The sequence below is a fragment of the Motiliproteus sediminis genome (assembly GCF_017912535.1).
In the GTDB taxonomy this organism is placed as follows: domain Bacteria; phylum Pseudomonadota; class Gammaproteobacteria; order Pseudomonadales; family Balneatricaceae; genus Motiliproteus; species Motiliproteus sediminis.
This window is the reverse complement of record NZ_JAERQK010000016.1, coordinates 1-24332: the sequence shown is the minus strand read 5'-3', so window position 1 is coordinate 24332 and position 24332 is coordinate 1. Positions and strand designations below refer to the sequence as shown.

Sequence of the window (24332 nt, the reverse complement as noted above, 5' to 3'; positions counted from 1 at the left end):
TCGGCAGGGACAAGCTGTTTGAACTGCTCAAGACCCATCGACTACTGGTTCGGCGGCTGAGGGCCTATCACAAGACGACGCAGAGTCATCATCGTTTTTGGTGTCATCCTAACTTGCTCAAGCCCGGCGCGGCGCAGGAGCAGGCAACACAACCGGAACAGATCTGGGTCGCGGATATCACCTATTTACCGGTAAGGAATGGAGAGGCGTACCTGAACCTGGTTACCGATGCGTATTCACGCAAGATCGTTGGGTACCATGTACACAGTGACTTGCGAGCAGAGTCTGTAGTAACGGCTTATAAAAAGGCGCTCAAGGACTATCGAGGTAGAACCGGGTTAATTCACCACTCTGATCGAGGCATACAGTACTGTTCGAAACGTTACCAAGCCGTGCACGAAAAGTATGGCGTACGTTGTTCGATGACGGACGGCTACGACTGTTATCAGAATGCGTTGGCGGAAAGAGTGAACGGGATACTCAAAGGAGAGTACCTGCAGAGGAAGCCTGATGATCTCGAGCAGGCTACCGTCATGGTTGAAGAATCAGTTCGTCTCTACAATACACGGCGGCCACACATGGCCTTAAAATACAAAACGCCCGATGAAGTACATCGGGCGTTTTTAGCGTGAAATAGTGTCAACCTATTTCAGGACAAGACACCAGGGCGGGTCCGCTTAGAAGTTGAGGTAGTCCTCGTCTTCCTGCAGGAAGAACATCTCGCTGTCTTCAGTATGCTTAATCTGCTCTTGCAGCTTGGGGTTGGATTCTGCTGACAGCTTGATCATCAGGCGCAGGTCGTTGGCGGAATCAGCGTGGGCCAGGGCGTCTTCGTAGGTGATCTTGCCGTCTTCAAACAGCTTGAACAGCGCCTGGTCGAAGGTCTGCATCCCCACGTTGGTGGACTTCTTCATCAACTCCTTGATCTCGTGCACTTCGCCCTTGCGGATCAGGTCGGCACAGAGGGGGGTGTTGAGCAGTACTTCGATCGCCGCGATGCGTCCCCGGCCATCGGTGGTGGGCAGCAGTTGCTGGGCCACGATCGCCTTGAGGTTGAGCGACATATCCATCCACATCTGGTCGTGGTGCTCGGGCGGGAAGAAACTGATGATCCGGTCCAGCGCCTGGTTGGCGTTGTTGGCGTGCAGGGTCGCCAGACAGAGGTGGCCGGTCTCGGCAAACTGCAGGCCGTAGCCCATAGTGTCGCGGGAGCGGATCTCACCCATCAGAATCACGTCGGGTGCCTGTCGCAGGGTGTTTTTCAGCGCGATCTCGAAGCTTGGGGTATCCAGACCCACTTCACGCTGGGTGATAACACAGCGCTTGTGGTCGTGGATATACTCGATCGGATCCTCGATGCAGATGATGTGGCCGCGGCTGTTTTCGTTGCGGTAGTCGATCATCGATGCCAGCGAGGTGGATTTACCGGTGCTGGTCCCCCCTACGAACAGAATCAGGCCGCGCTTGGTCATCGCCAGATCCTTGAGGATCGGCGGCAGGTTCAGTTCCTCCAGCGCGGGGATCTCGTTCTTGATCCGCCGCAGCACCATGCCGGGGCTGCCACGCTGAAAGAAGGCGCTGACCCGGAAGCGGCCGATGCCCGGCGCGCTGATGGCGTAGTTGCACTCGTGGGTGGATTCGAACTCGCTCTGCTGGGCGTCGTTCATGGTGCTGTAGGTGAGTGCGCGGGCTTGGCGAGCGCTGAGCGGATCTTTGGTAAGCGGCTTGATGGTGCCATCCACCTTGATGCTCGGCTGACAGCCGGCGGTTACAAAGAGGTCGGAAGCATCCCGCTCGACCATCACTTTGAGTAGCTGCGTAAAATCCACACGCTCACCTTTTGTTGTTTATTGGTTCACCGCCATCCTGCGATGGCGGTGACCGGGTTTAAAAGTTCTGCGGCATCTTGGCTTTTTCACGCGCCGCTTCGCGTGAGATCAGGCCCTTTTGTACCAGATTGGCCAGACACTGATCCATGGTCTGCATGCCGAAGGCGGCACCGGTCTGCACCGCCGAGTACATCTGTGCCACCTTGTCCTCGCGGATCAGGTTGCGGATCGCCGGTGTGCCCACCATGATCTCGTGCGCGGCAATCCGGCCGCCCTTGGGCTTTTTCAGCAGCGTCTGGGAGATGATTCCTTCCAGCGATTCCGACAGCATGGAGCGCACCATCGCTTTCTCCTGCGCCGGGAAAACGTCGATGATCCGGTCGATAGTCTTGGCCGCCGAGGTGGTGTGCAGGGTGCCGAACACCAGGTGGCCGGTTTCCGCGGCGGTCAGTGCCAGGCGGATGGTTTCCAGATCTCGCATCTCACCGACCAGGATGATGTCCGGGTCTTCACGCAGGGCCGAACGCAGTGCTTCGGCGAACCCGAGTGTATCCCGATGGACTTCACGCTGGTTGACCAGACACTTTTTACTGGTGTGGACGAATTCGATCGGATCTTCAATGGTGAGGATGTGGTCGCTGCGGGTGTCGTTGACGTAATCGACCATGGCCGCCAAGGTGGTGGATTTACCGGAACCGGTTGGTCCGGTCACCAGCACCAGACCCCGAGGGCGCTCCGACAGGTCCTGGAACACCTTGCCCATGCCGAGGGTTTCCATCGACAGGATCTCAGTGGGGATGGTCCGGAATACCGCACCGGCGCCGCGGTTCTGGTTGAAGGCGTTAACACGGAAACGGGCCAGCCCGGGCACCTCGAACGAGAAGTCGGTCTCGAAGAACTCTTCGTAGTCCTTGCGCTGCTTGTCGTTCATGATGTCGTAGATCAGGGAGTGGACCTGCTTGTGGTCCAGTGATGGCATTTTGATCCGGCGCATATCGCCGTCAACGCGAATCATCGGCGGCATGCCGGCCGAGATGTGAAGGTCAGACGCTTTCTGTTGAACACTGAACGTCAGGAGTTCCGTTATATCCATGGCATCCTCTGGACCCGGGTTAGACAATCCAATAAAGTGGGCTTCCCGCTCAAGCGCCAAGCTATTATCACCGAAACCCCATGGCTAGCATAGTCGAGAATATCCAGCGAACATTGACCCGTATCAGGGAAGCCGAAGATCACGCCGGCCGCGCGCCGGGCAGTGTCAAGCTGCTGGCGGTGAGTAAAACCCGCAGCCCGGACGAGGTGCGTGAAGCCCACTCGGCGGGTCTGCGTGCCTTCGGCGAGAACTACCTGCAGGATGCCATGACCAAGGTCGAGGCGCTAGCCGACCTGACTCTGGAATGGCACTTTATCGGACCCCTGCAGTCGAACAAGACCCGTGCTGTGGCCAGCCATTTCGACTGGGTGCACAGTGTTGACCGGCTGAAGATCGCCCAGCGGCTCAGTGATCAGCGCGCGCCGGAGCGCGCGCCGCTGAACCTCTGCATACAGGTTAATATCAGTGCCGAGGGGAGTAAGTCGGGGGTGGCCGCCGATGAGGTCTACGCCCTGGCACAGCAGATTCTGCCGTTGCCCAATGTGGCATTGCGCGGTTTGATGGCGATTCCGGCTGCCGACCTGAGTGAGGCCGAGCAGCACCAGGCTTTCGCCCGCATGCAGCGCCTGCTGGAACAGATTCAGCCGCTATCGCCCGGAATCGATACGCTCTCCATGGGGATGTCAGACGATCTGGAAGCCGCCGTGGCGGAGGGCGCGACCATGGTGCGGATCGGCACCGCATTGTTTGGGCCTCGTCGACCGCTGAACTGATTTCTTGCTTTGTAGATATTAAGGATTGTTATCGTGACTGATTCCGCGACCTACCCCGTGCTGGCCTTTATTGGCACCGGCAACATGGCATCGGCGATCATCGGCGGTTTGCTGGCTAAGGGGTATCCCGCCGAGCGAATCTGGGCGACCGCCCGCTCGCAAGATAAAGTGGAGCGGATGGCTGGCGACTGGGGAATCCATACCACGACCGATAATCTGGCTGCGGTTAACGCTGCGGACCTGGTGGTGCTGGCGGTGAAGCCGCAGATGATGAAAAGCTTGTGCCTGTCGCTGGCGGACGCGGTGCAAGCGCGACAGCCGCTGGTGATGTCGGTGGCGGCGGGTCTCGAGGCCGCCACCATCGAGCAATGGCTGGGTGGCGATCTGGCGATGGTGCGCTGCATGCCCAACACGCCATCGCTGGTGGAGACCGGTGCCTGCGGTTTGTTTGCCAATGAACGCGTCAGCAGCGCGCAGCGGGAGCAGGCGGAGCAGGTGATGGGGGCTGTGGGTATCGCCCTGTGGCTTGAAAATGAAGCGCAGATCGACAACGTGATCGCGGTGTCGGGCAGCGGCCCGGCCTACTACTTCTTGCTGATGGAGGCGATGATCGCCGCCGGTGAACGTCAGGGGCTGTCGCGCGAGGTCAGCACCCAGTTGACCCTGCAGACCGCGCTGGGGGCTGCCCGCATGGCGCAAGCGAGCGATGTCGATGTAGCCGAACTGCGCCGCCGGGTGACATCGCCGGGCGGGACTACTGAGCAGGCGATCCTGCGGTTCGAGCAGGGAGGCCTGCCGGCGCTGGTCGATGCAGCGATGGACGCCTGCGCCGAGCGTTCACGGGAGATGGCGCGCGAACTGGGTGATGGTTGAGCGTGCCTCGCCGAGGCTGGAAATAGCCCCACTGCGCCCCTATTATAAGTCGGCAGCCGGTTAAGGAACGCCGTCGCAGAGCCCTAAGAGAGGACCCATGGGACAAGAGACCCTGACACTGATTATTCGCACTCTGGGAGAGTTTTACGCGCTGATTGTGCTGTTACGCTTCCTGTTGCAGATGTCCCACGCTGATTTTTACAATCCGATCTCCCAAGCCGTGGCCAAGCTGACCCAGGTTCCGGTGGCGCCGCTGCAAAAGGTGGTGCCGCGCATCGCCGGCCGTGATTTTTCGGCGCTGGTGCTGGCGCTACTGGTCAAGCTGGTGACCTTTGGGCTGTTGTTTGTGGTCGCCGGTCGCACGCCGGATCCGCTGGGGCTGGTGATCATCGGCTTTGTCAGCCTGCTCAGCATGACGCTGGATATCTATTTTTACGCGGTGATCGCCTCTGTGATCATCAGCTGGGTGGCCCCCAACAGTTACCACCCGGCGCCGCAATTGATCAACCAGTTGTGTGAGCCGGTATTCAGTCTGGCGCGCAGAGTGGTACCGCCTTTAGGGGGGCTGGACCTGTCGCCGATCCTGATATTTCTGGTCATTCAGGTCATCCAGTTGCAACTGTCGCGCCTGTTGATGTGAACCGGTCAACAACCTACTGGCAGTGGCAGGAGGGCGACCTGCTGCTGCGTTGTCATCTGCAGCCCAAAGCGGCGCGTGACGAATTTGCGGGAACGCATGGTGACAGTGTTAAGATACGCATCACCGCACCGCCGGTAGAGGGCCGGGCCAATGCCCATCTGATCGGCTTTCTGGCCAGACAATTTGCGGTTGCCAAGCGTGATGTAAGCATTATCAGCGGTGAACTGGGACGGCAGAAGCGGGTGCGTATCCGCCAGCCAGCTCTTATACCCGCAAGCCTGGATGGCATTTTGGACGATAACGTCGAGTGAGTAACGACACCATGGGATTTGACCACCTGAACCTGCTGTACGAGATGTGACGCGTTACCTTTTCTGCAGGTGGGCCATCGGCCTATAGCCGCTCTCTGTTTTTCGATCTAGGTGCTCCATGCCATCATCCATTCCCCACGACTCTGTCGGTATCGTTACTCCGCAGCTGTTGGAGTTCAAAGAGCCGCTGCCGCTGCGCAGCGGGCGGGTGCTACCCGAATACCAGCTGATGATCGAAACTTACGGCACCCTCAATGCCGATCGCAGCAATGCGGTGCTGATCTGCCACGCCCTGAGCGGTCATCATCACGTGGCCGGTTATCACTCCGAAGAAGATAAAAAACCGGGATGGTGGGACTCCGCCGTCGGCCCCGGCAAGGTGATCGATACCAACAAGTTTTTTGTGGTGGGGCTGAACAATCTGGGCGGCTGCCATGGCAGTACCGGCCCGCAAAGTATCAATCCTGAAACCGGTAAAGAGTACGGCCCCGATTTCCCGGTGGTGACCGTGCGTGACTGGGTGAATAGTCAGGCCCGGCTGGCAGACCGGCTCGGTATTCAGCAGTGGGCCGCGGTGGTTGGTGGCAGCCTTGGCGGCATGCAGGCATTGCGCTGGTCGATCAGCTACCCCGAGCGGCTGCGTCACTGTCTGGTGATCGCCTCCGCCCCCAAACTGACGGCACAGAATATCGCCTTTAACGAGGTGGCACGCCAGGCGATCAGCAAGGATCCAGAGTTTTTCGGTGGTCGTTACCGCGAACACAATACGGTACCCAAGCGCGGTTTGATGCTGGCGCGGATGCTCGGTCACATCACCTACCTGTCCGACGATTCCATGCGGGAGAAGTTCGGTCGCGAACTGCGCAGCGGCAAGCTGAGCTTTGACTTTGAAGCGGACTTTCAGGTGGAGAGCTATCTGCGTTATCAGGGCGAGAGCTTTTCCGAGAGTTTTGATGCCAATACCTACCTGCTGATGACCAAGGCGCTGGATTACTTTGATCCTACCGTGGACTTTGATGGCGATCTGGTTGCTGCCCTCAGCGGTGCCCAATGCAGCTACCTGCTGGTTTCATTTACTACCGACTGGCGCTTTTCATCGGCGCGCTCGCGCGAGATCGTCGACGCCCTGATCGCCGCGGGCAAGCGGGTGGCTTACGCCGAGGTCGACGCTCCGCAAGGCCATGATGCCTTCCTGATGCCGATTCCGCGCTATATGGAGGTATTCGGAGGTTACATGAACCGTGTCGCCAGCGAACTGGAGCCGGGAGGGAACGCCTGATGCGCGCAGATCTGGAGATTATTCAGGACTGGATCGAGCCAGGCTCGCGGGTGCTCGACCTCGGTTGCGGTTCCGGTGAGCTGCTGCAGTTTCTGACGGAGCAGAAAAAAGTGCTGGGTTACGGCCTGGAGATCAATCCGCAAGATATCCAGAGCTGTATCGATGCGGGCGTGAACGTCATCGAGCAGGATCTCGACCAGGGACTTACCAACTTCAACGATAACAGCTTCGATGTCGTGGTCATGACCCAGGCACTGCAGGCGGTTCATCGCCCTGACCTGGTGCTGGATGAGATGCTGCGGGTCGGCCGCGAAGTGATCGTGACCTTTCCCAACTTCGGGCACTGGCGGGCGCGTTTCTATCTGGCGCTGAAGGGTGAAATGCCAGTGTCAAAGTTTCTACCCTATACTTGGTATGACACGCCCAACATCCACTTCTGTACCTTCAAGGACTTTGAAGCGTTGTGTTGGCAGAAGCAGATCCACATCACCGAACGGATGGTGGTGGACAGCCGGCACCGGGACCGCTGGTTGCTGCAGTGGTGGCCCAACATGCTGGGTGAGATAGCGATCTACCGGGTGACCCGTTGACCGCCGGGCAGGCACAAAGAAGGAGACGACGCATGCGAGTACCGCTGATTTCCGCCCTCTGGGTCGCGTTGCTGTTGCTGGCCGGGCCGCTTCGTGCCGAGCAGGCGCAAACCTTTGACCAGTATGAGATTCACTACAACGCCTTTAACAGCACTTTTCTGCCTCCCGAGGTGGCGGTGGCCTATAACCTGCAGCGGAGCAAGTATGGTGGAGTGATCAACGTTGCGGTACTGGACGACAGCGAGGGCAAACGCCCGACATCGGCGCAGGTGAGTGGGTCGTTGAAAAACCTGATCGGCCAGCGGCAGGAACTGAGCTTCCGTGAGATTCGCGAAGGCAACGCAATCTACTATATCTCGGCGTTTCGTTTCACTCATGATGAGCAACTGCAGTTCAGCTTGGATGTAAAACCCGACCGCAACAAGCCGGCCTACAGCATCAGCTTTAAACAGCATTTTTACGCCGATTAACATCCTCGCCTGCCAGTGACGAAGCCCGGCTCTGGCCGGGCTTCGCCGTTTCCGGTCAGGCGCGCTGATAGAGAGGAATCGATGCACAGAATCGTTTTAGCCAGTGGTAACCAGGGTAAGTTGCGCGAGCTCAATCGGGCGCTGGCCGATCTGGAGCTGGAGGTAGTGCCGCAATCGGACTACGGGGTAGAGGATGCGATTGAGGATGGTCTCAGCTTTGTTGAAAACGCGCTGATCAAGGCCCGTCATGCCAGCCGCCTGACCGGGTTGCCCGCCCTGGCTGATGATTCGGGTCTGGAGGTTGACTGCCTGGACGGTGCGCCCGGTATCTACTCCGCCCGCTATGCCGGTGAGGGGGCGGGCGATGCGGCCAACAATGCCAAACTGGTCGCAGCGCTGGCCGGCGTGCCAGATGAGCAGCGCAGTGCGCGCTTTCAGTGCCTGCTGGTACTGGTAAGGCACCCGGAAGATCCGGTGCCGTTGATCTGCCAGGGCAGCTGGGAGGGGCGCATTTTAGACGCCCCGCGCGGTGTTAACGGATTCGGTTACGATCCCCTGTTTTATATCCCGGAGCTGGGCTGTTGCTCGGCCGAACTGACAGCGGAGCAGAAGAACCGTCTGAGTCACCGTGGTCAGGCGGTGGCCAAACTGGTGCGCAAACTCAGCGCACTCAGCGCCTAGAGCGATGCTGGAACAGCCACCGCTATCGCTTTACGTGCACCTGCCCTGGTGTGTGCGTAAGTGCCCCTACTGTGATTTCAATTCCCACGCCGCTGATGGCGAGCTGCCGGAGTCGGCCTACCTGAGCGCACTGCTGGCCGATCTCGATGACGAGCTGGCGCTGACCGGGGGGAGGGCGTTGCAGTCAATTTTTATCGGGGGTGGTACGCCGAGCTTGATGAGTGCCAGTTTCTACCATGCGCTGATGGGGGAGATCCGGGCGCGCATGCCCATGGCCCCCGGCATCGAAGTCACCATGGAAGCTAATCCCGGCACCTTTGAACAAGCGCGCTTTGCCGGTTTCCGTGAAGCGGGAGTCAACCGTCTGTCGCTAGGAGTGCAGAGCTTTGATGATTCTGCGCTTCGGGCCCTCGGCCGGATTCACGGCGGTGACGAGGCGCGTGCGGCGATAGCGGCCGCGCAGCAGCTGGGCTTTGACAGCCTCAATCTGGATCTTATGCATGGCCTGCCGGGGCAAACAGTGCAGGCGGCGATGGACGACCTGGAGCAGGCGCTGGCGTTTGTGCCGACCCATCTGTCCTGGTACCAGCTGACCATCGAACCCAACACCGAGTTCTACGTTCGCCCGCCGCCGCTGCCGGTGGATGACACCCTGTGGGAGATCCAGGAGCAGGGCCAGCAGCGTCTGGCGGCTGCCGGGCTGGAGCAGTACGAAATCTCCGCCTATGGACGTGCCGGCTTTCAGTGCCAGCACAACCTCAACTACTGGCGTTTCGGCGACTACCTTGGCATTGGCGCCGGGGCGCATGGCAAGTTGACCTTGTCCGATGGCGCTATCCAGCGACGTTGGAAGCAGCGCCAACCCAAGCGCTACCTCGGCGGGGAGCGACTGGCTGGCGCGCAAGTGATCAGCGGCGATGAGCTGGCGCTGGAATTTATGATGAACGTGTTGCGCTTGCATCACGGGGTTGCCGTCGAGAGCTTCTCGGCGCGCACAGGGCTGCCGTTGGCGGCAGTTGCCGAGCCGCTTCGGCGCGCGCGCGAGCGTGAATTGCTCTGCCAAGACCGCCACCGCCTGGCACCAACGGAGCTGGGGCGGCGCTTTCTGAACGAGTTGCTGGCGCTGTTTTATCCCTGAGCGACGCTTGATGTTTGGTTGCAAGCTAGGCTAGCTTGAAACCAAGCAAAGGAGCCGCGAGGACAGTCGGTTGCAACTGGAATGGGATGACAGCCTGGCCTGTGGCCACCCGCTGATCGATGCACAGCACCGCCAGCTGCTGGAGCTGATTGTGGCGCTCGACAGCTCAGCCGATGTTCAGCTTGAGGGCGATGCGGCGTATTCGCTGTTGGGAACACTGAGTGACTACGTCAAAAACCATTTCAGCGATGAAGAGCGCTGGATGGAGGAGATCGGTTATCCGGAACTGGCGGCCCATCGCGAAGAGCATGCCCGCTTTGTCGATCACAATCTTGATAACGCCCGCGAACTGCTCTGCCACGGCTCCATGCCCAAGGCGGATCTGGTCCACCATCTGACTCAATGGCTGCTTACACACATCAAGGGCTCGGACCACCGCATTGCCGAGTGGGCCGCGGCGCACGGGCGTCAGTAACGGCCTCCGTCAGTCGATGTTCAGCCTTGCTTGCGCGCGAAGACGGCGACCTGAGTCGGAATTTCACTGAGGCAACGGACCGTCAGGCTGGGTTGCGGGTCTGAGGGGGCTGGCGCTCCCGAGAGATTGACCCATAGGGTATGTAATCCCGCTGCCTGCGCGCCGCGCACGTCGTGCTCGATACTATCGCCCACATGCAGTACCTGTTCGGGCCGCGCGCCGGTGTGCTCCAGCATGCGCTGAAACATCAACGGCTCCGGTTTGGCGCTACCCACCTGATCGGCGTTGAAGCTAAAACTGAACAGATCCGCCAGTCCAACCATGGTGATATCGGCGTTGCCGTTGCTGAGAGCGCCGAGCTGATAGCGGCTGGCCAGCTGTTCCAGCACCGGGCGAGAGTGTGGAAACAGCTCCACCCGGTTGCGCGCCTCGATGAAGTGGGCGAAGGCGGCTTGCGCCACCTGTTCGCTGTCATCGGGGCTATAGCCACTGCGGCTCAGGCCGCGGCGCAGCACTTCGAGTCGGATTGCGGTGACGCTATGGCTCCATTCGGGGTGGTCGAGAACCACCTCGTCACGCAGCGTATTGAAATCCCGGGGTTGATAGCGGGTGCAGAACGCTGGCGCATGCTGTTCGAGCCAGGCATACAGGGCCAGATTGGCGGTGCGCATCACCGGTGTTACCGCCCACAGAGTATCGTCCAGATCAAAGGTAATAATCCGTATCATCGCTGCTTCTTGGCCCGCGGGTGGGCGTTATCGTAGACATCGGCAAGATGCTGAAAGTCGAGGTGGGTATAGATCTGGGTGGTGGAGATGTCGGCGTGACCGAGCAACTCCTGCACCGCACGCAGATCGCCGCTGGATTCCAGCAGGTGGCTGGCGAAAGAGTGGCGCACCCGGTGGGGGTGTAATCGCTCTTGCAGCCCGTTCTGCTGCCCCCAGCGAGCTAGTCGCGCCTGCACGCTGCGGGGGCTGAGGCGTTGGCCCTGCTGGCTGACGAACAGCGCCCGCTCGCCGTAGTCCGCCAGCTGATCGCGGCAATCCAGCCAGCGTTCCAGCGCTGCGGTTGCCTTGCGCCCTACCGGCAGCTGCCGTGTCTTGCGCCCTTTACCGGTGACGCGCAGGTTGGCTTCGCGCAGGTCGACACTGTTGATGTCGAGGCTGACCAGCTCGGCGAGGCGAAGGCCAGAGGAGTAGAGCAGCTCCAGCATCGCCAGATCGCGCACCACCAGCGGGTCGTCGCTGTTCTGGTCCAGCAGTTGGCCCAGTTGGTCGGCATCCAATGTTTTGGGAAGCGGCTTGCCGCTTTTGGGGGCGCTGATGCCCACCGCCGGGTTGGTGCCGGCAAGCCCTTCACGGATCAGATAATGGAAAAAGGTCCGGCAGGCGGACAAGCGTCGCTGCAGGGTGCGTCCGCTGATCCCCTCACGGTGCTGATGGGCAATGAACTGGCGCAGCAGCGGAGCGTCGAGGCGGTTCCAGTCGCTGTGCCCGTTGTTGTCGAGGTGCGCCGCGATGCGGTCCAGATCACGGCGATAGTTGCTGAGGGTGTGGCCGGACAACTGACGTTCCGCCGCCAAATGGTCGATGAAGGCGTCGATACGGTCGGTCAGTAGGTCCATGGGCTAGCTGCTGCGGCGATGAAGGCGATAGAGCACCCGGCTGAGTACTTCGCCAACATAGTTGAGAAACAGGGTGCCCATGCTGCTGTGAAAGTAGTTGGCTTCAAAGCTGCCGATGGCCAGCAATCCCTGGGTGTGCCCTTTTACCAGCGGGATCACCGCCGCGGACAGCACCGACGGGGCGCGATCATCGAACAGGAACTGGCGCTGCTCGTCGGTCAGGCTGCCGCAGATGGCCCAGTCGCTTTCGACCAGATCGGCGACTTTGGACTCGGCTTCGCTGAGGGGCAGCACTTTGAGATTGCCCTGCACTTCGAGCCGGTCGTCCTGAAACAGGATCAGGCGGGTGACATCGCCGTTAAAGTCCTGACACAGCCCTTCATCCAGCGCCACTACCACTTCGTCGAGGCTGTGCGCTTCCACCATTGCCAATACCAGTCGTTTGGTTTTCTCGAACTGCAGGTCGTTGTGGCGGGCAGCGTCGACGAGCTCATGCAACTGGCTCTGCAGGTCACTATTGCGCTGGCGCATCACGGCTGCCTGGCGCTCCACCAGTGACACTGCTCCGCCGACCTGATGGGGGATATGCAGCGTGTTCAGCAGCTGTGGGTGGGTGCTGAAGAAATCCGGATGCTGCTTCAGGTAGGCCACCACCTGCTCCTCAGGTGAGTGGGTGGCGGGATTGACTGACTTCTGTTCGCTCATGATCGCTTCTTTTGTCGGGGGTCAGATATGGATCTGGCCTTCATATACGGTGGTTGCGGGGCCAGTCATGATGACCGAGCTGCCAGGGCCGTTCCAGCGAATGCGGGTTCGCCCGCCCGGGAGTTCCACGGTGACCTCGTGATCGAGCAGCCCCCGCAGCTGGCCCGCGACCACGGCCGCACAGGCTCCCGTGCCGCAGGCCAGGGTCTCGCCCGCGCCGCGCTCATACACCCGCAGGCGTATTTCATTGCGGTTGACGATCTGCATGAAACCGATGTTGGCCCTGGCGGGAAAACGCGGGTGGCTTTCCAGTGCAGGTCCAAGGGTTTCCACCGGTGCGCTATCGACGTTATCAACCAGCAGCACGCCGTGCGGGTTTCCCATCGACACGGCACTGATCTCCAGCAGGTCGGTGTGTACGGCCAGACTGTAACTGCTGGCCTCAATGTCGGCCTGAAACGGGATCTCTGCCGGCGTCAGTACCGGAGGCCCCATGTCGACACGAACCTGGTTTTTACCTTCCAGCGTCAGGTAGAGCGGGCCTTTGGCGGTTTCGACCGCCACCGTGGACTTGCCGGTGAGGCGTTTGTCCGCGACGAAGCGAGCGAAACAGCGCGCGCCGTTGCCGCAGTTCTCCACTTCGCTGCCATCGGCGTTGAAGATACGGTAGCGAAAGTCCATCTCGGGGTCGGTCGGGGTTTCGACGATCAACAGCTGGTCAAAGCCGACGCCGAAATGGCGATCACTGAGTCGGCGCACCAGCTTCTGGTCGATGCGCGCCCGCTGGGTGATCAGATCGATCACCATAAAGTCGTTGCCGAGGCCGTGCATCTTGGTAAAGCGAATCAGCATGCGGTCAGCATCCTTACAAAGGCAGCGGTGCTTCGCCGCGGATCTGGTCGTCGAAGGTTTCGCGCGCGCGCACCAGATGCAGCTGGTCGCCATCGACCATCACTTCGGCCGGACGGTTACGGCTGTTGTAATTGGAACTCATACCGAAACCATAGGCACCGGCAGAACAGACCGCCAGCAGGTCACCGGCCTGCAGATTGAGCTGCCGGCCCTTGCCGAGAAAGTCGCCGGTTTCGCACACCGGTCCTACCAGGTCCCAGGCTTGGGTCTCGCCCTCGCGCACATTGACCGGAATAATATCCTGGTAGGCTCCATACAGAGATGGGCGGATCAGGTCGTTCATGGCCGCGTCGATAATGGCGAAGTTTTTGTGCTCGTTGGGCTTGAGAAATTCCACCCGAGTCAGCAGCAGGCCAGCATTGGCGGCGATGGAACGTCCGGGCTCCATCACCAGTTGCAGCGGACGGTCCCCCAGTCGGTCAATGACCGCGCGGATATAGTCGGCCGGTTGCGGCGGCGTTTCGTCGGCGTAGCAGACACCCAGGCCGCCACCCAGATCGAGGTGCTTGAGGCTGATGCCTCGCTCTGCCAACTGATCGACCAAAGCCAGCATTCGGTCCAGAGCGTCCAGGAACGGTGCCAGCGAGGTCAGCTGGGAGCCGATATGACAATCGAGTCCGCTGACCTGCAGGTGCGGATGGGCTGCGGCGCGTTCGTAAAGCGCCAGTGCCTCGTCGATAGCAACGCCGAACTTGTTCTCTTTCAGGCCGGTCGAGATGTAGGGGTGGGTCTGGGCGTCGACGTCGGGATTGACCCGCAGGGAGATGGGCGCGACTTTACCGGCGGCACGGGCTACATCACCCAAGCGCTCCAGTTCAGCGGCCGACTCGACGTTGAAGCAGTGAATGCCGGCTTCCAGCGCGAACGCCATCTCATCGGCCTGCTTGCCGACGCCGGAGAAGACTACCCGGGACGGATCGCCGCCGGCGCGCAGAACGCGTTGCAGCTCACCCTTGGAAACGATGTCGAAACCGGCACCCAGGCGGGCCAGCACATTGAGCACCGCCAGGTTGGAGTTGGCCTTGACGGCGTAACAGATCAGCCCCGGATGCTCCCCCAGCGCGTTGGCATAGGCCAGATAATGGCGCTCCAGAGTTTCACGAGAGTAGACGTAGGTGGGGGTGCCGAATTCGGCCGCCACCTGATCAAGGGCAACGTCTTCGCCATAGAGGGAGCCGTCGCGGTATTCAAAACTGTCCATTGATGTGCCTTTTAAGAAGAAAACGACGACGATGCCGGTGGCAGATACAGGTCTCCTTTCTGGCCGCAACCGGCCAGCAGGAGGGCGCTCAGCAGTGCGGCGGTCAGCACGCGTGTCATGGAATCCAGCCCCGTAAGTTGGTCGTCAGAGTCGAACCGGCGATTATACCCCTTGGGTTCCTCCTTGCCCATTCTGCCTTATACTGGCGGCTTTCCATTCAGCGAGCGTATCCATGATCAGCGAGAGTGAATTCAACAGCCGTGTCGATGACACGCTGCTGGCCATTGAAGAGGTGCTTGACGGCGCCGACAGTGATATTGACTACGAGAACAGCGGCGGGGTGTTAACCGTGACCTGCGAGAACGGCAGCAAGGTGATCTTTACCCGTCAGGGCCCGGTGCGCCAGCTGTGGGTGGCGACGCCGTTTGGTGGTTTTCATTTTGACCAGCAGGGCGGGCGCTGGGTCAGGGACAGCGATGCCCAGCCCCTAGCCGAGTTCCTCGCTGCAACATTCAGCCAGTGCGCCGGCGAACAGTTCGATTTCAGCTGATCAGGTCAGCAGCGGAGCGACACCGGTATAGAGCAGACGCAAGGCCAGCAGGGTCAGCACCCAGCGAAACACGCGGGAAAATTGCTCGTTGCTGACCTTGGTCAGCAGGTGCAGGCCGATCCAGGTGCCGGCGAAACCGCTGACGATCATTGCTGCGATCAGTCCCAGCCAGTCGCTGAAAGCGAACCCCAGACCGCCGAACACCGCGATCTTGAGGCCATGCTGGACGCTCATGCAGGCCGAAAAAGTCGCAACGCGGACAAAGCGTTCGGCTGATAGTTGTTGGGTAAACGCGGCCACCAGCGGTCCGCTGGCGCCGACGAACATCGAAATCAGCGTCGTGAGCGCCGCGGCGAAGCGCAGCGGCCAGCCCCGCAATGCTTTATGCGGTAGCTTGGGGCCCCAGGTCAGGTAAAGCACGAAGCTGCCCACCGCCAGCAGAATCACGTCGGCGGGCAGCTGGACCACGATCAGTGCAGCGATGACTGCTCCAACCACAGCGCCGAGGGTAAAGTCGGTGAACAGTGAGCGGTTGAGGTGGCGTCGGGTCAGCACCGCACGATTGGTATTGGCACCGGCCTGCACCAGCCCATGTACCGGGATGATGGCCAGTGGTGGCAAGATGCTGGCGGTCACCGCCAGCAACGCCACTCCTCCGCCGACGCCCAGCACCGCCGTCATCAGCGCGGTGGCGAAGCTGGTGGCGACCAGTAGCAAGAGATCGAGACCGGCCAGCCCGGGAGGAATAACGACGGAAACAAAAGTGGCGATCATGCTGCACCTGCACCTAAAACCTTTTGCCTATAGCCGCCGATTTTTGAGCGAGTACTATGGGCGCCACAATAATAACAACGGTATGCCAAGGCGAGCGTCTGAGCGCACCACTATAACAACAACAGCGTAAATTGAGTGCTCGTACTTTTCGCCAACAACAATAATTAGGCGACATAAAAAAAGGACCCCTGGATGGTCCTTTTTTTATGTCTGCCGTTTGATCCCGGGGTCATCCGGGAACGTAGATGCCGCCTCGTCGAATCGCCTGCAGCAGCAGCTTATTGCTGCGCTCCTGCTCACCAATTGCCGCTTTGTAATCCTGCGCCTCTGCACGCAGACGGGCTATGCCTTCCTGGTCCCAGGCCTGCTGCATCAGCTGCTCCATCTTGGCGCGTTTGCTCGGGTCGGGTTTCATCCGTTCCAGCAGCAGATTGACCAGCATACTGTAGGTCTCAAAACGGTCAAGCTCATAGTGGTACTCGTCCGCCGGATTATCGAAGTTGAGACTGCGGATCAAGGTTTCACGATTGCGCAGGGTGGCGATGGCGGTCTTGATCGTCACCATGGCGTTGTCCAGTTCGTTGCGGGCCTGCTCGGGGTGGCCGCTGTCGAGCAGCTCGCGGGCGAGCTGCTGGTGTTCACTGGCGGTCGTTACCATGGTGCGTGCGAACGGCTGGCGCTGCTTTTCTTCGCCAATGCGAATCAAGGCGTTTGTCAGGGCTGAAAGCGACAGCTCGATGCGATTGAAATCTTCCCGCTGTTTGCTGCTGCCGGGGGCCGCATCGGGGTGGTTGGCATTCGCGCTGCTGCAGCACAGTGCCATGATCAGGGCCAGAGGGCGCACAATCCGTTGCATGATGGAATCCTTGGTGAATCGGTAAAACGGCGGCAGGATATCTTGAAGGTGGCGGATTCGCCATCGGAATAGCACCTATTTTTGTGTGGTTGTGTCGGCCGTTATCTGCGGCCAGAATGGGGTGGCTGGAAATCGGGCCGAACTTTTGCCGCCGGCGTGTTTCCAATCACACCAGTAATCAAATGGAATGGAGAGTAATCGATGTTGAACTGGCTCAAACGGAGCGCGATGGCGCTGGTGATGATCCCGCTGCTGTCGACCACGGCGTTGGCAGCCGATTTCAAGGAAGGGGTGCACTATACCAAGTTGCCCAAGGAGGTGCGCACCGCAGATCCGTCCAAAGTGGAAGTGGTGGAGATGTTTGGCTACTGGTGTCCGCACTGCAACAACTTTGAGCGCTATCTGGGGCCTTGGAAGAAGCAGCAGGATGATAGCGTCGATTTCAAACATATCCCGGTGGTGTTCCGGGGTAATCAAGAAGAGTTTGCCCGCGCCTACTACGTTGCCAAAGCGCTTGAGGTTGAGGAGCAGGCCCACCCGCAGCTGTTTAATCTGATCCATCGCCAGCGGCAGTGGATCAATAACAAGGAGCAGTTGGGGCAGTTTTTTGCGGGCCTTGGGGTGAGCGCCGATGACTTCGACAAAGCGTACAGTTCTTTTGCGATCAACAGCCAGATGAACTGGGGCCGCAAGAAAGCCGGAGAGTACCGCATTAGTGGGGTGCCATCGATGGTGGTTAACGGCAAGTATCTGGTGACTGCCGAAAAGGCTGGCGGCCAGCGACAGATGCTTGAAGTGGTCGACTTTCTGGTTGCAAAGGAAAAAGCCGCGCAGTAGCCCGATGCGAGTCAGCCACAGCCGCCCTCGGGCGGCTTTGTTGTTTTCGGAGCGGCTGGGCTATGATTGCGCCAGTGGATCTGGCAAAGGAACTCCCTGAGTGGCGGCAGAAAATGGTGGTAGTGGTGACGCGTCCCTGAAAAAGCGCGTGGTGGAGCTGGAGCAGCGCCAAGAGGCACTGGATGCTGACTTCGACCTGCTCAGCCGGCTGTCGCAGCGGCTCTGTGTCGCCGCTCGCGGCCAGGATGCGGCTCTGGATACGCGGCTCGACGCGCTGCAGGATTCGCTCAAACGTGCTCCCACCGAGCGCGGGTTTCGCGCCGATGGCAGTGCGGTTGAGCGTGAAGTGATGCACTTTTTTCAGCGCCGCGACCAATTGGTCAGGCGGTCGCTGGAGGCCTTGCGCACCGTGCTCAGTCAAGTGGGCGACCGGTTGCCGGACCCGCAGTCTGGAGGTGAGCTGGACCAGTTGCTGAGCTCGCTGCCGGAGGTGCTGGAGAATTTTTACGGCTATCCCGATGTGCTGGAGCAGACGGCGCAGTTGCAGGCGAAGGCGCTGGGTACGCTTGCTCCGCAAGCGGCCGCTGCGGGGGGGGATCAAGCCGGCCAAGATGCTGCGGCACGGGGAGCGAGTGAAGAGGAAGACCGTGAGCTGATTTGCCGCCGCGTCGCGGTGTTGTTACTGGAGCTGGTCGGGCAGCTGTCAGTTCCTCCCAATGAGGCCGCGCGGGCGCACAGGCTGATGTCCCGTATCGAGGGGGGCTTTGGCTGGGATGAGCTGGAAACCGTATTGCAGGATACCGTTGACCTGATTGTCGCGGTGGCCGTGTTCGGGCATGCGGAGTTCGAGGGCTACCTCGCCAATATCAATGGCCAATTGGCCGACATACAGCAGTTTCTGGGTGAAAGCCGTGAGGATCAGCGCCAGGCCCATGCCAGCTCCCAGGCCTTGGATCAGGCTGTGCGCAGTGACGTCAGTAGTGTTGAAGATGCGTTGCAGCAGGCATCGTCGCTGGAGCAGCTGAAGAGCAGTGTGCGCAGCCAACTGGGCGATATTGTAGAGGCTATGGATCGCTATCGTGGTGAGCTGGAAGCGCGTGAACAGCGGGTTGAAAAACGCCTGGGCGAGCTGCAGGGCAAGCTGGAAGCGATGGAGGAGCAGGCACAGCGGGTGCAATCGCATCTGGAGGAGCAGCGCCTGAGAGCACTGTCTGATCCGTTGACGTTGCTGCCCAATCGCGCCGCCTATGACGAGCGTGTGCAGCAGGAGTATGCGCGCTGGGCCCGTTATGCCGGCGAACTGACCATGGTGGTGTGTGATCTGGACCACTTCAAGAAGATCAACGACGGCTACGGCCATCTGGCGGGCGACAAGGTGCTGCGGGTGGTGGCCAAAATCCTGACCCGCAGCATACGCGAAACCGACTTTGTGGCTCGCTACGGCGGCGAAGAGTTTGTGATCCTGATGCCGGAAACCGACACCGATCGCGCGCAGCAGGTGATGGACAAGCTGCGCCAGACGGTGGCCAAGAGTCCGTTCAACTTCAAGGGTGAGCCGGTGCGGGTCACCATGTCCTTCGGCATCAGCTGTTTTGGCCCCAATGACAGTGCTGAAACCGTCTTTGAGCGTGCCGACAAGGCACTCTATCAGGCCAAGGGGGAAGGTCGGAATCGCTGTGTCGTAGCCGCCTAGCGTTGATCCCGCTATAATGCCGCCATTTGCTTTCCGGCAAGGCCGGCCACGACAGAGTAGCCCATGACCGATCAGGACAAAACCGCCACTACCACGCACTTTGGTTACAAGACCGTCGATGTTGCCGAAAAAGAGGCGCGCGTCGCCGATGTGTTTCATTCGGTAGCTCAGAAGTACGACATCATGAACGACTTGATGTCCTTCGGTATCCATCGCTTGTGGAAAGCGATTACGATCGAATACAGCGGTGTGCGCAAGGGGCAGAAAATCCTCGATATCGCCGGTGGCACCGGTGACCTGACACGTAAATTCTCCCGCCTGGTGGGCCCGGAAGGTCAGGTGGTGTTGGCTGACATCAACGATTCCATGCTGAAGGTTGGCCGTGACAAGCTGGCCGACAGCGGCGTTGTCGGCAACGTGCGCTACGTGCAGGCTAACGCCGAGGCGCTGCCGTTCCCCGACAACACCTTTGACTGCATTACCATCGCGTTTGGTCTGCGCAACGTGACTCATAAAGAGCGCGCGCTAGCCTCCATGGCTCGGGTGCTCAAGCCTGGTGGGCGAGTGCTGGTGCTGGAGTTTTCCAAGCCGGTCAATCCGCTGTTGACCAAGGCTTACGATGCTTACTCGTTCGGCCTGCTGCCAATGATGGGTAAGCTGGTGGCCAACGATTCGGAAAGCTACCGCTATCTGGCCGAATCGATCCGTATGCATCCAGACCAGGAAACCCTCAAGGGGATGATGGAAGAGGCCGGCCTGGTGCGCTGTCAGTACCACAATATGACCGGTGGCGTTGTAGCCCTGCACAAAGGGATCAAGCCCTGAGTTCAGGGCGGCACATCTGACTAAGGCTGACCTGTGTCCCGTCTGTTCCGACTGATCAAGATTACCTGGGTGGTGGCTCGTTACCGCCTCGATGATCTTTTCGATGGTGTATCGCTTCCCTGGTACGCCCGTTTTGCGCTGGCGTTGTTGCCTTGGCGCTACCTTATTCCGGCCCGTGGCCCCCGCGCTGAACGGTTGCGTCTGGCGTTGGAGGCGCTGGGGCCGATCTTTGTTAAGTTCGGCCAGATGCTGTCAACTCGTGCTGACCTGTTGCCGCCGGACGTTGCTGCTGAGCTGACCAAGCTTCAGGATCAGGTGCCCCCTTTCTGTGGCGACCACGCTGTTCGTATCGTAGAGCGTGCGCTGGGTGAGTCGGTGGCTGAACTATTCTGTGAGTTCGACAGCACCCCGCTGGCCTCGGCGTCGGTCGCGCAGGTGCACACCGCCACGCTGCATACGGGTGAGTCGGTGGTGGTCAAGGTGATACGTCCGGGCATCAATCGGGTGATCAAGCAGGATGTCAGCTTACTGTATTCCCTGGCTTACCTGGTTCAGACTATCTGGTCGGAAGGCAAACGCTTGCGCCCGGTTGAAGTGGTGGCCGAGTACGAGAAAACCATATTCGACGAGCTGGACCTGCGCAAAGAGGCGGGTAACGCTTCGCAGTTGAAGCGTAATTTTGAGGGGTCGAGCATCCTCTATGTTCCCGAGGTCTATTGGGACTATACCCATCAGAATGTGATGGTCATGGAGCGGATCTACGGCGTGCCGATCTCCAACCTCAACGGGCTGCGGCAGCAGAATACCGATTTCAGACTGCTCGCTGAGCGTGGCGTAGAGATCTTCTTTACCCAGGTTTTTCGAGACAGCTTTTTTCATGCTGACATGCATCCTGGCAATATTTACGTGTCCCGCGACAACCCCGCCGACCCGCAATACATCGCTCTCGATTTCGGGATTGTCGGTTCGCTGACACCGGAGGACCAAAGTTATCTGGCGCGTAACTTCCTCGCCTTCTTCAAGCGCGACTACAAGCAGGTTGCTCAGTTGCATCTTGATTCCGGCTGGGTGCCTGCTGGCACCAATGTCAATGATTTTGAAACCGCCATACGCAGTGTCTGCGAGCCGGTGTTCGAGAAGCCGCTGAAAGAGATCTCTTTTGGGCAGGTGCTGTTGGGGCTATTCCAGACTGCGCGCCGGTTCAATATGGAAGTACAGCCGCAGCTGGTGTTGCTGCAGAAAACCCTGCTCAATATCGAAGGGCTGGGGCGGCAGCTCTATCCGGATCTGGATCTGTGGCAAACGGCCAAGCCGTTCCTGGAGGATTGGATGCGTCAGCGCATGGGGGTGCGAGGTTTCTACCGCGCGCTCAAGCAGCGTGCTCCGGAGTTGGTCGAGCAGCTGCCGCAGATGCCGGGGCTGCTGCATGAATCGCTGCAACAAGTTAAGCGGCTGGAGCATTCTCTGCTGCTCCTTGAGCAGCAGCGCCGTGAGCCCAAAGGGTGGCGCATACATTGGCCCCGCTTGGGCGGTATACTGGCGGTTGCGGCAGCGGTAGGTAGCGCGGGCTGGTTGCCGGCGTTGCCCGATGAATGGCCCATCGCGGCGCTGGCACTGGCTGCCGGCGCATTAGTTCTATTCAGCCTCGAACGTAAATAGGGAGCAGAGCGTGGCCGACCAGTGGTTACAACAGATCAAGTGGACCGAGGACGGGTTGGTACCTGCAATTGCCCAGGATTATCGCACAGGTCAGGTGCTAATGATGGCGTGGATGAATCCCGAATCATTGCGGCTGACGGTGCAGGAACAGCGTGCTGTCTACTGGTCGCGTTCGCGGCATAAGCTGTGGCGCAAAGGGGAAGAATCCGGCCATGTGCAGGTGTTGCACGGGTTGCGGCTCGATTGTGATAACGATGTTCTGCTGCTGCAGGTTGAACAGATGGGCGGTGTCGCCTGCCACACCGGTCGTGCGCACTGTTTTTTCCAGGAGCTTAAAGGGGGGCAGTGGCGCGCGGTCGATCCCGTGGTTAAAGACCCCGGAACCATTTACGGGAAATCATGATGTCTGATGCGATTCTTTCGGCACTGGCCGAGGTGCTCGAAGCGCGCAAAAGCGCCCCGGCGGATAGCTCGTATGTGGCCAGCCTGCATGCCAAAGGGCTGAACAAGATACTGGAGAAGGTGGGTGAAGAGGCCACCGAAACCATCATCGCCGCCAAAGACGTGGCACAGGGCGGGAGCACCGCCGATCTGGTTGGTGAAACCGCTGATTTGTGGTTTCATAGCTTGGTTATGCTGTCCCATCTGGGGTTGGGGCCCGACGAGGTGCTGGCTGAATTGAGCCGTCGCTTCGGGCTTTCCGGACTGGAAGAAAAGGCGTCACGCACGCAAAAATAATAGTCGCAACCCTCAGTGTTGTTGCGGAGTATACAGGAGAATCACATGGGCTTTGGTGGTATTAGTATCTGGCAGTTACTGATCGTTTTGGGCATCGTCGTGCTGCTGTTTGGCACCAAGAAGCTCCGTAATATCGGCGGTGATCTGGGTGGTGCCGTCAAGGGCTTCAAGAAAGCCATGAAAGAGGATGACGCCAACGCCGACGCTGAAGACCCGCAGAAGAAAATCAGTAGCGAAGATGCCTCCTTTTCTGCCACGGACGCCAATGATGCGGCCAAAACTGCGGAAAAACAGGCTGAGAAAGCTGACAAGTAACGCCTTCGGAATCCTCGTCCATGTTTGATATCGGCTTTGCCGAGCTGCTGATCGTGGCGGTTGTTGCCTTGCTCGTGCTCGGCCCCGAGCGCTTGCCCCACGCCCTGAAAACGGCGGGGATGTGGTTTGGGCGTATCAAACGTACCCTCAGCAGCGTGCAGAAAGAGATCTCTGACGAGCTTCGGGTTGAAGAGATGAGGCAGGCAGCTAAAGAGCAGCAGCAGAAGCTTGAGCGCGAGGCCGGCAGCATGACAAGACCGTTTAGCGACTCCTTGCGTGATGAGATTTTAACGCCTGCCGAGCCAAAGATTGAATCCCCCGACGTTGACGCGGCAGCTGAGCAACCAAGGGCTGCGCCTGAAAAGAAAGACCACTCATGACCGGCGATCACTCAACCACCGATACCAATGAGCAGGTGCAGCCTCTTATATCGCACCTGACTGAGCTGCGTGATCGGCTGTTGAAAAGCGTGCTGCTGGTGCTGCTGTTCTTTCTGGGATTGTTCTACTTCGCCAACGACCTCTATACCTACCTGTCCGAGCCGCTGACCGCGCTGCTGCCGGAAGGCACCAGCATGATTGCCACCGACGTGACTTCGCCGTTTTTCGCGCCGTTCAAGCTGACGCTGGTGGTGGCCATCTTTGCGGCCATCCCGTTTATTCTTCATCAGGCGTGGAGTTTTATCGCTCCCGGCCTTTACCAGCATGAAAAGCGTATGGCCGTGCCGCTGTTGATCTCCAGTGTGATGCTGTTTTACAGCGGCGTCGCGTTTGCCTATTTTGTGGTGTTTCCGTTGATCTTCGGCTTCTTTACCAGCACCGGTCCGGAGGGGGTGGCGATGATGACCGATATCAGCAGTTACCTGAATTTCGTACTGAAACTGTTCTTCGCCTTCGGGATCGTGTTTGAAATCCCCATTGCCACGCTGCTGCTCATCTGGAGCGGTGCGACTACGGTTGAAAGCCTCAAGGAAAAACGTGCTTACGTAGTGGTAGGCTGTTTCGTGGTTGGGATGCTGCTGACTCCGCCGGATGTGATCTCCCAGACACTGCTGGCAATGCCTATGTGGCTGCTGTTTGAAGTGGGTATTATTCTGGGCCGGATATTCGTTCCGCGCTCGAGAGTAGAAGCGCCGGAATAGCTCCCGCTCTTACCTGAGAACGACCTGTAAAATAATTTAAACATCGCGCTTGACTCTGCGACTTAAGTCGATAGAATGCGCAGCCCTGTGAGGCGCAACAGACCACGGCCAAGGCGGTGGTGAGCGGGCCCGCAGATAAGGCGGCAACGATTAATCAGGTTGAAATAATCGTTGACAGGCCGGAGAGGCGCTCTATAATACGCGCCTCGCTTGAGACGAAAGACATCTCGCTCAGGCACGCTCTTTAACAAATCGACCATGCAATTCGTGTGGGCGTTTGCCGGGATGAAGCAGTAAAGCATTATCAAGGTAAACGACTCGTGAATTCATTTAACTACAACGTTTACGTT

General features: G+C 59.4%; 31 protein-coding genes. 21 read left to right on the top strand and 10 right to left on the bottom strand.

Features of this window, described 5'->3' with window-relative positions; all coding sequences use genetic code 11:
- On the top strand, positions 1-632 hold a 632-nt coding region (locus JJQ76_RS17655; RefSeq protein WP_210398283.1), incomplete at its 5' end, for an IS3 family transposase.
- 45 nt (positions 633-677) lie between these two features.
- Here JJQ76_RS17655 and JJQ76_RS17650 read toward each other — a convergent pair.
- A complete protein-coding gene (locus JJQ76_RS17650) occupies positions 678-1829 on the bottom strand; it encodes a PilT/PilU family type 4a pilus ATPase (RefSeq protein ID WP_210398282.1) in 1152 nt (383 codons plus the stop codon).
- Positions 1830-1887: 58 nt separating this feature from the next.
- The gene (locus JJQ76_RS17645; protein WP_210398281.1) at positions 1888-2922 is read right to left on the bottom strand and encodes a type IV pilus twitching motility protein PilT; all 1035 of its coding nucleotides are present in this window, start codon (positions 2920-2922) and stop codon (positions 1888-1890) included.
- An 80-nt stretch (positions 2923-3002) separates the two neighbouring features.
- On the opposite strand from JJQ76_RS17645, the gene JJQ76_RS17640 reads away from it, so the two are divergent.
- The 10 genes from JJQ76_RS17640 to JJQ76_RS17595 all read left to right on the top strand — a co-directional run bounded on the left by JJQ76_RS17640 (position 3003) and on the right by JJQ76_RS17595 (position 10152).
- Positions 3003-3695: a YggS family pyridoxal phosphate-dependent enzyme gene (locus JJQ76_RS17640; RefSeq protein ID WP_210398280.1), complete on the top strand. Its 693-nt coding sequence runs from the start codon at positions 3003-3005 to the stop codon at positions 3693-3695.
- Positions 3696-3728: 33 nt separating this feature from the next.
- A complete protein-coding gene (gene proC / locus JJQ76_RS17635) occupies positions 3729-4568 on the top strand; it encodes a pyrroline-5-carboxylate reductase (protein ID WP_343232555.1) in 840 nt (279 codons plus the stop codon).
- Between the two features lie 97 nt (positions 4569-4665).
- Entirely contained in the window at positions 4666-5208 is a 543-nt protein-coding gene (locus tag JJQ76_RS17630; protein WP_210398279.1) for a YggT family protein, read from the top strand.
- Positions 5205-5519: a DUF167 family protein gene (locus tag JJQ76_RS17625; RefSeq protein WP_210398278.1), complete on the top strand. Its 315-nt coding sequence runs from the start codon at positions 5205-5207 to the stop codon at positions 5517-5519. The genes JJQ76_RS17630 and JJQ76_RS17625 overlap by 4 nt, the downstream gene beginning before the upstream one ends.
- Positions 5520-5637: 118 nt before the next feature.
- On the top strand, positions 5638-6798 hold the full coding sequence (metX, locus tag JJQ76_RS17620; RefSeq protein WP_210398277.1) for a homoserine O-succinyltransferase MetX: 1161 nt from the start codon (positions 5638-5640) through the stop codon (positions 6796-6798).
- On the top strand, positions 6798-7388 hold the full coding sequence (metW, locus tag JJQ76_RS17615) for a methionine biosynthesis protein MetW (RefSeq protein ID WP_210398276.1): 591 nt from the start codon (positions 6798-6800) through the stop codon (positions 7386-7388). Before metX ends, metW begins: the two co-directional genes overlap by 1 nt.
- A 32-nt stretch (positions 7389-7420) precedes the next feature.
- Positions 7421-7858, top strand: a complete 438-nt coding sequence (locus JJQ76_RS17610; RefSeq protein ID WP_210398275.1) for a DUF4426 domain-containing protein — start codon at positions 7421-7423, stop codon at positions 7856-7858.
- Positions 7859-7939: 81 nt separating this feature from the next.
- Positions 7940-8539, top strand: a complete 600-nt coding sequence (gene rdgB / locus JJQ76_RS17605; protein WP_210398274.1) for an RdgB/HAM1 family non-canonical purine NTP pyrophosphatase — start codon at positions 7940-7942, stop codon at positions 8537-8539.
- A gap of 4 nt (positions 8540-8543) precedes the next feature.
- On the top strand, positions 8544-9677 hold the full coding sequence (hemW, locus tag JJQ76_RS17600) for a radical SAM family heme chaperone HemW (RefSeq protein WP_210398273.1): 1134 nt from the start codon (positions 8544-8546) through the stop codon (positions 9675-9677).
- A gap of 70 nt (positions 9678-9747) precedes the next feature.
- A complete protein-coding gene (locus tag JJQ76_RS17595) occupies positions 9748-10152 on the top strand; it encodes a bacteriohemerythrin (protein ID WP_210398272.1) in 405 nt (134 codons plus the stop codon).
- A gap of 20 nt (positions 10153-10172) precedes the next feature.
- On the opposite strand, the gene JJQ76_RS17590 is transcribed toward JJQ76_RS17595, so the two are convergent.
- From JJQ76_RS17590 to lptM, 6 genes are read right to left on the bottom strand one after another with little or no spacing between them, the layout of a single operon-like run.
- Positions 10173-10880 (bottom strand): HAD family hydrolase, encoded by a 708-nt coding sequence (locus JJQ76_RS17590; protein ID WP_210398271.1) that lies wholly within the window; start codon positions 10878-10880, stop codon positions 10173-10175.
- Positions 10877-11776, bottom strand: a complete 900-nt coding sequence (gene xerC, locus JJQ76_RS17585; protein WP_210398270.1) for a tyrosine recombinase XerC — start codon at positions 11774-11776, stop codon at positions 10877-10879. Before xerC ends, JJQ76_RS17590 begins: the two co-directional genes overlap by 4 nt.
- A gap of 3 nt (positions 11777-11779) precedes the next feature.
- The gene (locus JJQ76_RS17580) at positions 11780-12481 is read right to left on the bottom strand and encodes a DUF484 family protein (protein ID WP_210398269.1); all 702 of its coding nucleotides are present in this window, start codon (positions 12479-12481) and stop codon (positions 11780-11782) included.
- Between the two features lie 21 nt (positions 12482-12502).
- A complete protein-coding gene (dapF, locus tag JJQ76_RS17575) occupies positions 12503-13333 on the bottom strand; it encodes a diaminopimelate epimerase (RefSeq protein ID WP_210398268.1) in 831 nt (276 codons plus the stop codon).
- A gap of 13 nt (positions 13334-13346) precedes the next feature.
- Positions 13347-14594 carry a diaminopimelate decarboxylase gene (gene lysA / locus JJQ76_RS17570; RefSeq protein WP_210398267.1) on the bottom strand — a complete coding sequence of 416 codons (1248 nt, stop codon included), beginning with the start codon at positions 14592-14594 and terminating at the stop codon, positions 13347-13349.
- A gap of 11 nt (positions 14595-14605) precedes the next feature.
- Positions 14606-14713, bottom strand: coding sequence for an LPS translocon maturation chaperone LptM (lptM, locus tag JJQ76_RS18350; protein ID WP_210398285.1), 108 nt, complete (start codon positions 14711-14713; stop codon positions 14606-14608).
- A 113-nt stretch (positions 14714-14826) separates the two neighbouring features.
- Here lptM and cyaY point away from each other — a divergent pair, with 113 nt between their 5' ends.
- A complete protein-coding gene (gene cyaY / locus JJQ76_RS17560; protein ID WP_246481133.1) occupies positions 14827-15144 on the top strand; it encodes an iron donor protein CyaY in 318 nt (105 codons plus the stop codon).
- Here the strand turns inward: cyaY and JJQ76_RS17555 are convergent, their stop codons facing one another.
- Entirely contained in the window at positions 15145-15918 is a 774-nt protein-coding gene (locus tag JJQ76_RS17555; RefSeq protein WP_210398266.1) for a sulfite exporter TauE/SafE family protein, read from the bottom strand.
- A 229-nt stretch (positions 15919-16147) separates the two neighbouring features.
- A complete protein-coding gene (locus tag JJQ76_RS17550; RefSeq protein ID WP_210398265.1) occupies positions 16148-16774 on the bottom strand; it encodes a hypothetical protein in 627 nt (208 codons plus the stop codon).
- 201 nt (positions 16775-16975) lie between these two features.
- Between JJQ76_RS17550 and JJQ76_RS17545 the strand changes: the two genes are divergently transcribed.
- The 9 genes from JJQ76_RS17545 to tatC all read left to right on the top strand — a co-directional run bounded on the left by JJQ76_RS17545 (position 16976) and on the right by tatC (position 23982).
- Positions 16976-17611 carry a thiol:disulfide interchange protein DsbA/DsbL gene (locus tag JJQ76_RS17545; RefSeq protein ID WP_210398264.1) on the top strand — a complete coding sequence of 212 codons (636 nt, stop codon included), beginning with the start codon at positions 16976-16978 and terminating at the stop codon, positions 17609-17611.
- Between the two features lie 100 nt (positions 17612-17711).
- On the top strand, positions 17712-19304 hold the full coding sequence (locus JJQ76_RS18300; RefSeq protein ID WP_210398263.1) for a GGDEF domain-containing protein: 1593 nt from the start codon (positions 17712-17714) through the stop codon (positions 19302-19304).
- A 63-nt stretch (positions 19305-19367) separates the two neighbouring features.
- The gene (gene ubiE / locus JJQ76_RS17535; protein ID WP_210398262.1) at positions 19368-20129 is read left to right on the top strand and encodes a bifunctional demethylmenaquinone methyltransferase/2-methoxy-6-polyprenyl-1,4-benzoquinol methylase UbiE; all 762 of its coding nucleotides are present in this window, start codon (positions 19368-19370) and stop codon (positions 20127-20129) included.
- A 33-nt stretch (positions 20130-20162) separates the two neighbouring features.
- A complete protein-coding gene (gene ubiB, locus JJQ76_RS17530) occupies positions 20163-21788 on the top strand; it encodes a ubiquinone biosynthesis regulatory protein kinase UbiB (protein ID WP_210398261.1) in 1626 nt (541 codons plus the stop codon).
- Positions 21789-21798: 10 nt separating this feature from the next.
- On the top strand, positions 21799-22191 hold the full coding sequence (gene hisI / locus JJQ76_RS17525) for a phosphoribosyl-AMP cyclohydrolase (protein WP_210398260.1): 393 nt from the start codon (positions 21799-21801) through the stop codon (positions 22189-22191).
- Positions 22191-22526, top strand: coding sequence for a phosphoribosyl-ATP diphosphatase (locus JJQ76_RS17520; protein ID WP_210398259.1), 336 nt, complete (start codon positions 22191-22193; stop codon positions 22524-22526). The genes hisI and JJQ76_RS17520 overlap by 1 nt, the downstream gene beginning before the upstream one ends.
- A gap of 45 nt (positions 22527-22571) precedes the next feature.
- Positions 22572-22841, top strand: coding sequence for a Sec-independent protein translocase subunit TatA (gene tatA, locus JJQ76_RS17515; RefSeq protein ID WP_210398258.1), 270 nt, complete (start codon positions 22572-22574; stop codon positions 22839-22841).
- Between the two features lie 20 nt (positions 22842-22861).
- On the top strand, positions 22862-23221 hold the full coding sequence (tatB, locus tag JJQ76_RS17510; RefSeq protein ID WP_210398257.1) for a Sec-independent protein translocase protein TatB: 360 nt from the start codon (positions 22862-22864) through the stop codon (positions 23219-23221).
- Positions 23218-23982: a twin-arginine translocase subunit TatC gene (gene tatC, locus JJQ76_RS17505; RefSeq protein WP_210398256.1), complete on the top strand. Its 765-nt coding sequence runs from the start codon at positions 23218-23220 to the stop codon at positions 23980-23982. The genes tatB and tatC overlap by 4 nt, the downstream gene beginning before the upstream one ends.
- Positions 23983-24332: the final 350 nt, after the last annotated feature.

What these genes read in the sequence shown, in the direction of transcription:
- JJQ76_RS17520 (WP_210398259.1), top strand. Translation starts at nt 22,191, where the DNA reads ATGTCTGATGCGATTCTTTCGGCACTGGCCGAGGTGCTCGAAGCGCGC.
- JJQ76_RS17550 (WP_210398265.1), bottom strand. Translation starts at nt 16,774, where the DNA reads ATGCAACGGATTGTGCGCCCTCTGGCCCTGATCATGGCACTGTGCTGC.
- JJQ76_RS17545 (WP_210398264.1), top strand. Translation starts at nt 16,976, where the DNA reads ATGTTGAACTGGCTCAAACGGAGCGCGATGGCGCTGGTGATGATCCCG.
- JJQ76_RS17580 (WP_210398269.1), bottom strand. Translation starts at nt 12,481, where the DNA reads ATGAGCGAACAGAAGTCAGTCAATCCCGCCACCCACTCACCTGAGGAG.
- lysA (WP_210398267.1), bottom strand. Translation starts at nt 14,594, where the DNA reads ATGGACAGTTTTGAATACCGCGACGGCTCCCTCTATGGCGAAGACGTT.
- JJQ76_RS17590 (WP_210398271.1), bottom strand. Translation starts at nt 10,880, where the DNA reads ATGATACGGATTATTACCTTTGATCTGGACGATACTCTGTGGGCGGTA.
- JJQ76_RS17640 (WP_210398280.1), top strand. Translation starts at nt 3,003, where the DNA reads ATGGCTAGCATAGTCGAGAATATCCAGCGAACATTGACCCGTATCAGG.
- xerC (WP_210398270.1), bottom strand. Translation starts at nt 11,776, where the DNA reads ATGGACCTACTGACCGACCGTATCGACGCCTTCATCGACCATTTGGCG.
- dapF (WP_210398268.1), bottom strand. Translation starts at nt 13,333, where the DNA reads ATGCTGATTCGCTTTACCAAGATGCACGGCCTCGGCAACGACTTTATG.
- metX (WP_210398277.1), top strand. Translation starts at nt 5,638, where the DNA reads ATGCCATCATCCATTCCCCACGACTCTGTCGGTATCGTTACTCCGCAG.
- hemW (WP_210398273.1), top strand. Translation starts at nt 8,544, where the DNA reads ATGCTGGAACAGCCACCGCTATCGCTTTACGTGCACCTGCCCTGGTGT.
- tatB (WP_210398257.1), top strand. Translation starts at nt 22,862, where the DNA reads ATGTTTGATATCGGCTTTGCCGAGCTGCTGATCGTGGCGGTTGTTGCC.
- tatC (WP_210398256.1), top strand. Translation starts at nt 23,218, where the DNA reads ATGACCGGCGATCACTCAACCACCGATACCAATGAGCAGGTGCAGCCT.
- JJQ76_RS17555 (WP_210398266.1), bottom strand. Translation starts at nt 15,918, where the DNA reads ATGATCGCCACTTTTGTTTCCGTCGTTATTCCTCCCGGGCTGGCCGGT.
- tatA (WP_210398258.1), top strand. Translation starts at nt 22,572, where the DNA reads ATGGGCTTTGGTGGTATTAGTATCTGGCAGTTACTGATCGTTTTGGGC.
- cyaY (WP_246481133.1), top strand. Translation starts at nt 14,827, where the DNA reads ATGATCAGCGAGAGTGAATTCAACAGCCGTGTCGATGACACGCTGCTG.
- lptM (WP_210398285.1), bottom strand. Translation starts at nt 14,713, where the DNA reads ATGACACGCGTGCTGACCGCCGCACTGCTGAGCGCCCTCCTGCTGGCC.
- JJQ76_RS17630 (WP_210398279.1), top strand. Translation starts at nt 4,666, where the DNA reads ATGGGACAAGAGACCCTGACACTGATTATTCGCACTCTGGGAGAGTTT.
- JJQ76_RS17610 (WP_210398275.1), top strand. Translation starts at nt 7,421, where the DNA reads ATGCGAGTACCGCTGATTTCCGCCCTCTGGGTCGCGTTGCTGTTGCTG.
- metW (WP_210398276.1), top strand. Translation starts at nt 6,798, where the DNA reads ATGCGCGCAGATCTGGAGATTATTCAGGACTGGATCGAGCCAGGCTCG.
- JJQ76_RS17645 (WP_210398281.1), bottom strand. Translation starts at nt 2,922, where the DNA reads ATGGATATAACGGAACTCCTGACGTTCAGTGTTCAACAGAAAGCGTCT.
- rdgB (WP_210398274.1), top strand. Translation starts at nt 7,940, where the DNA reads ATGCACAGAATCGTTTTAGCCAGTGGTAACCAGGGTAAGTTGCGCGAG.
- ubiE (WP_210398262.1), top strand. Translation starts at nt 19,368, where the DNA reads ATGACCGATCAGGACAAAACCGCCACTACCACGCACTTTGGTTACAAG.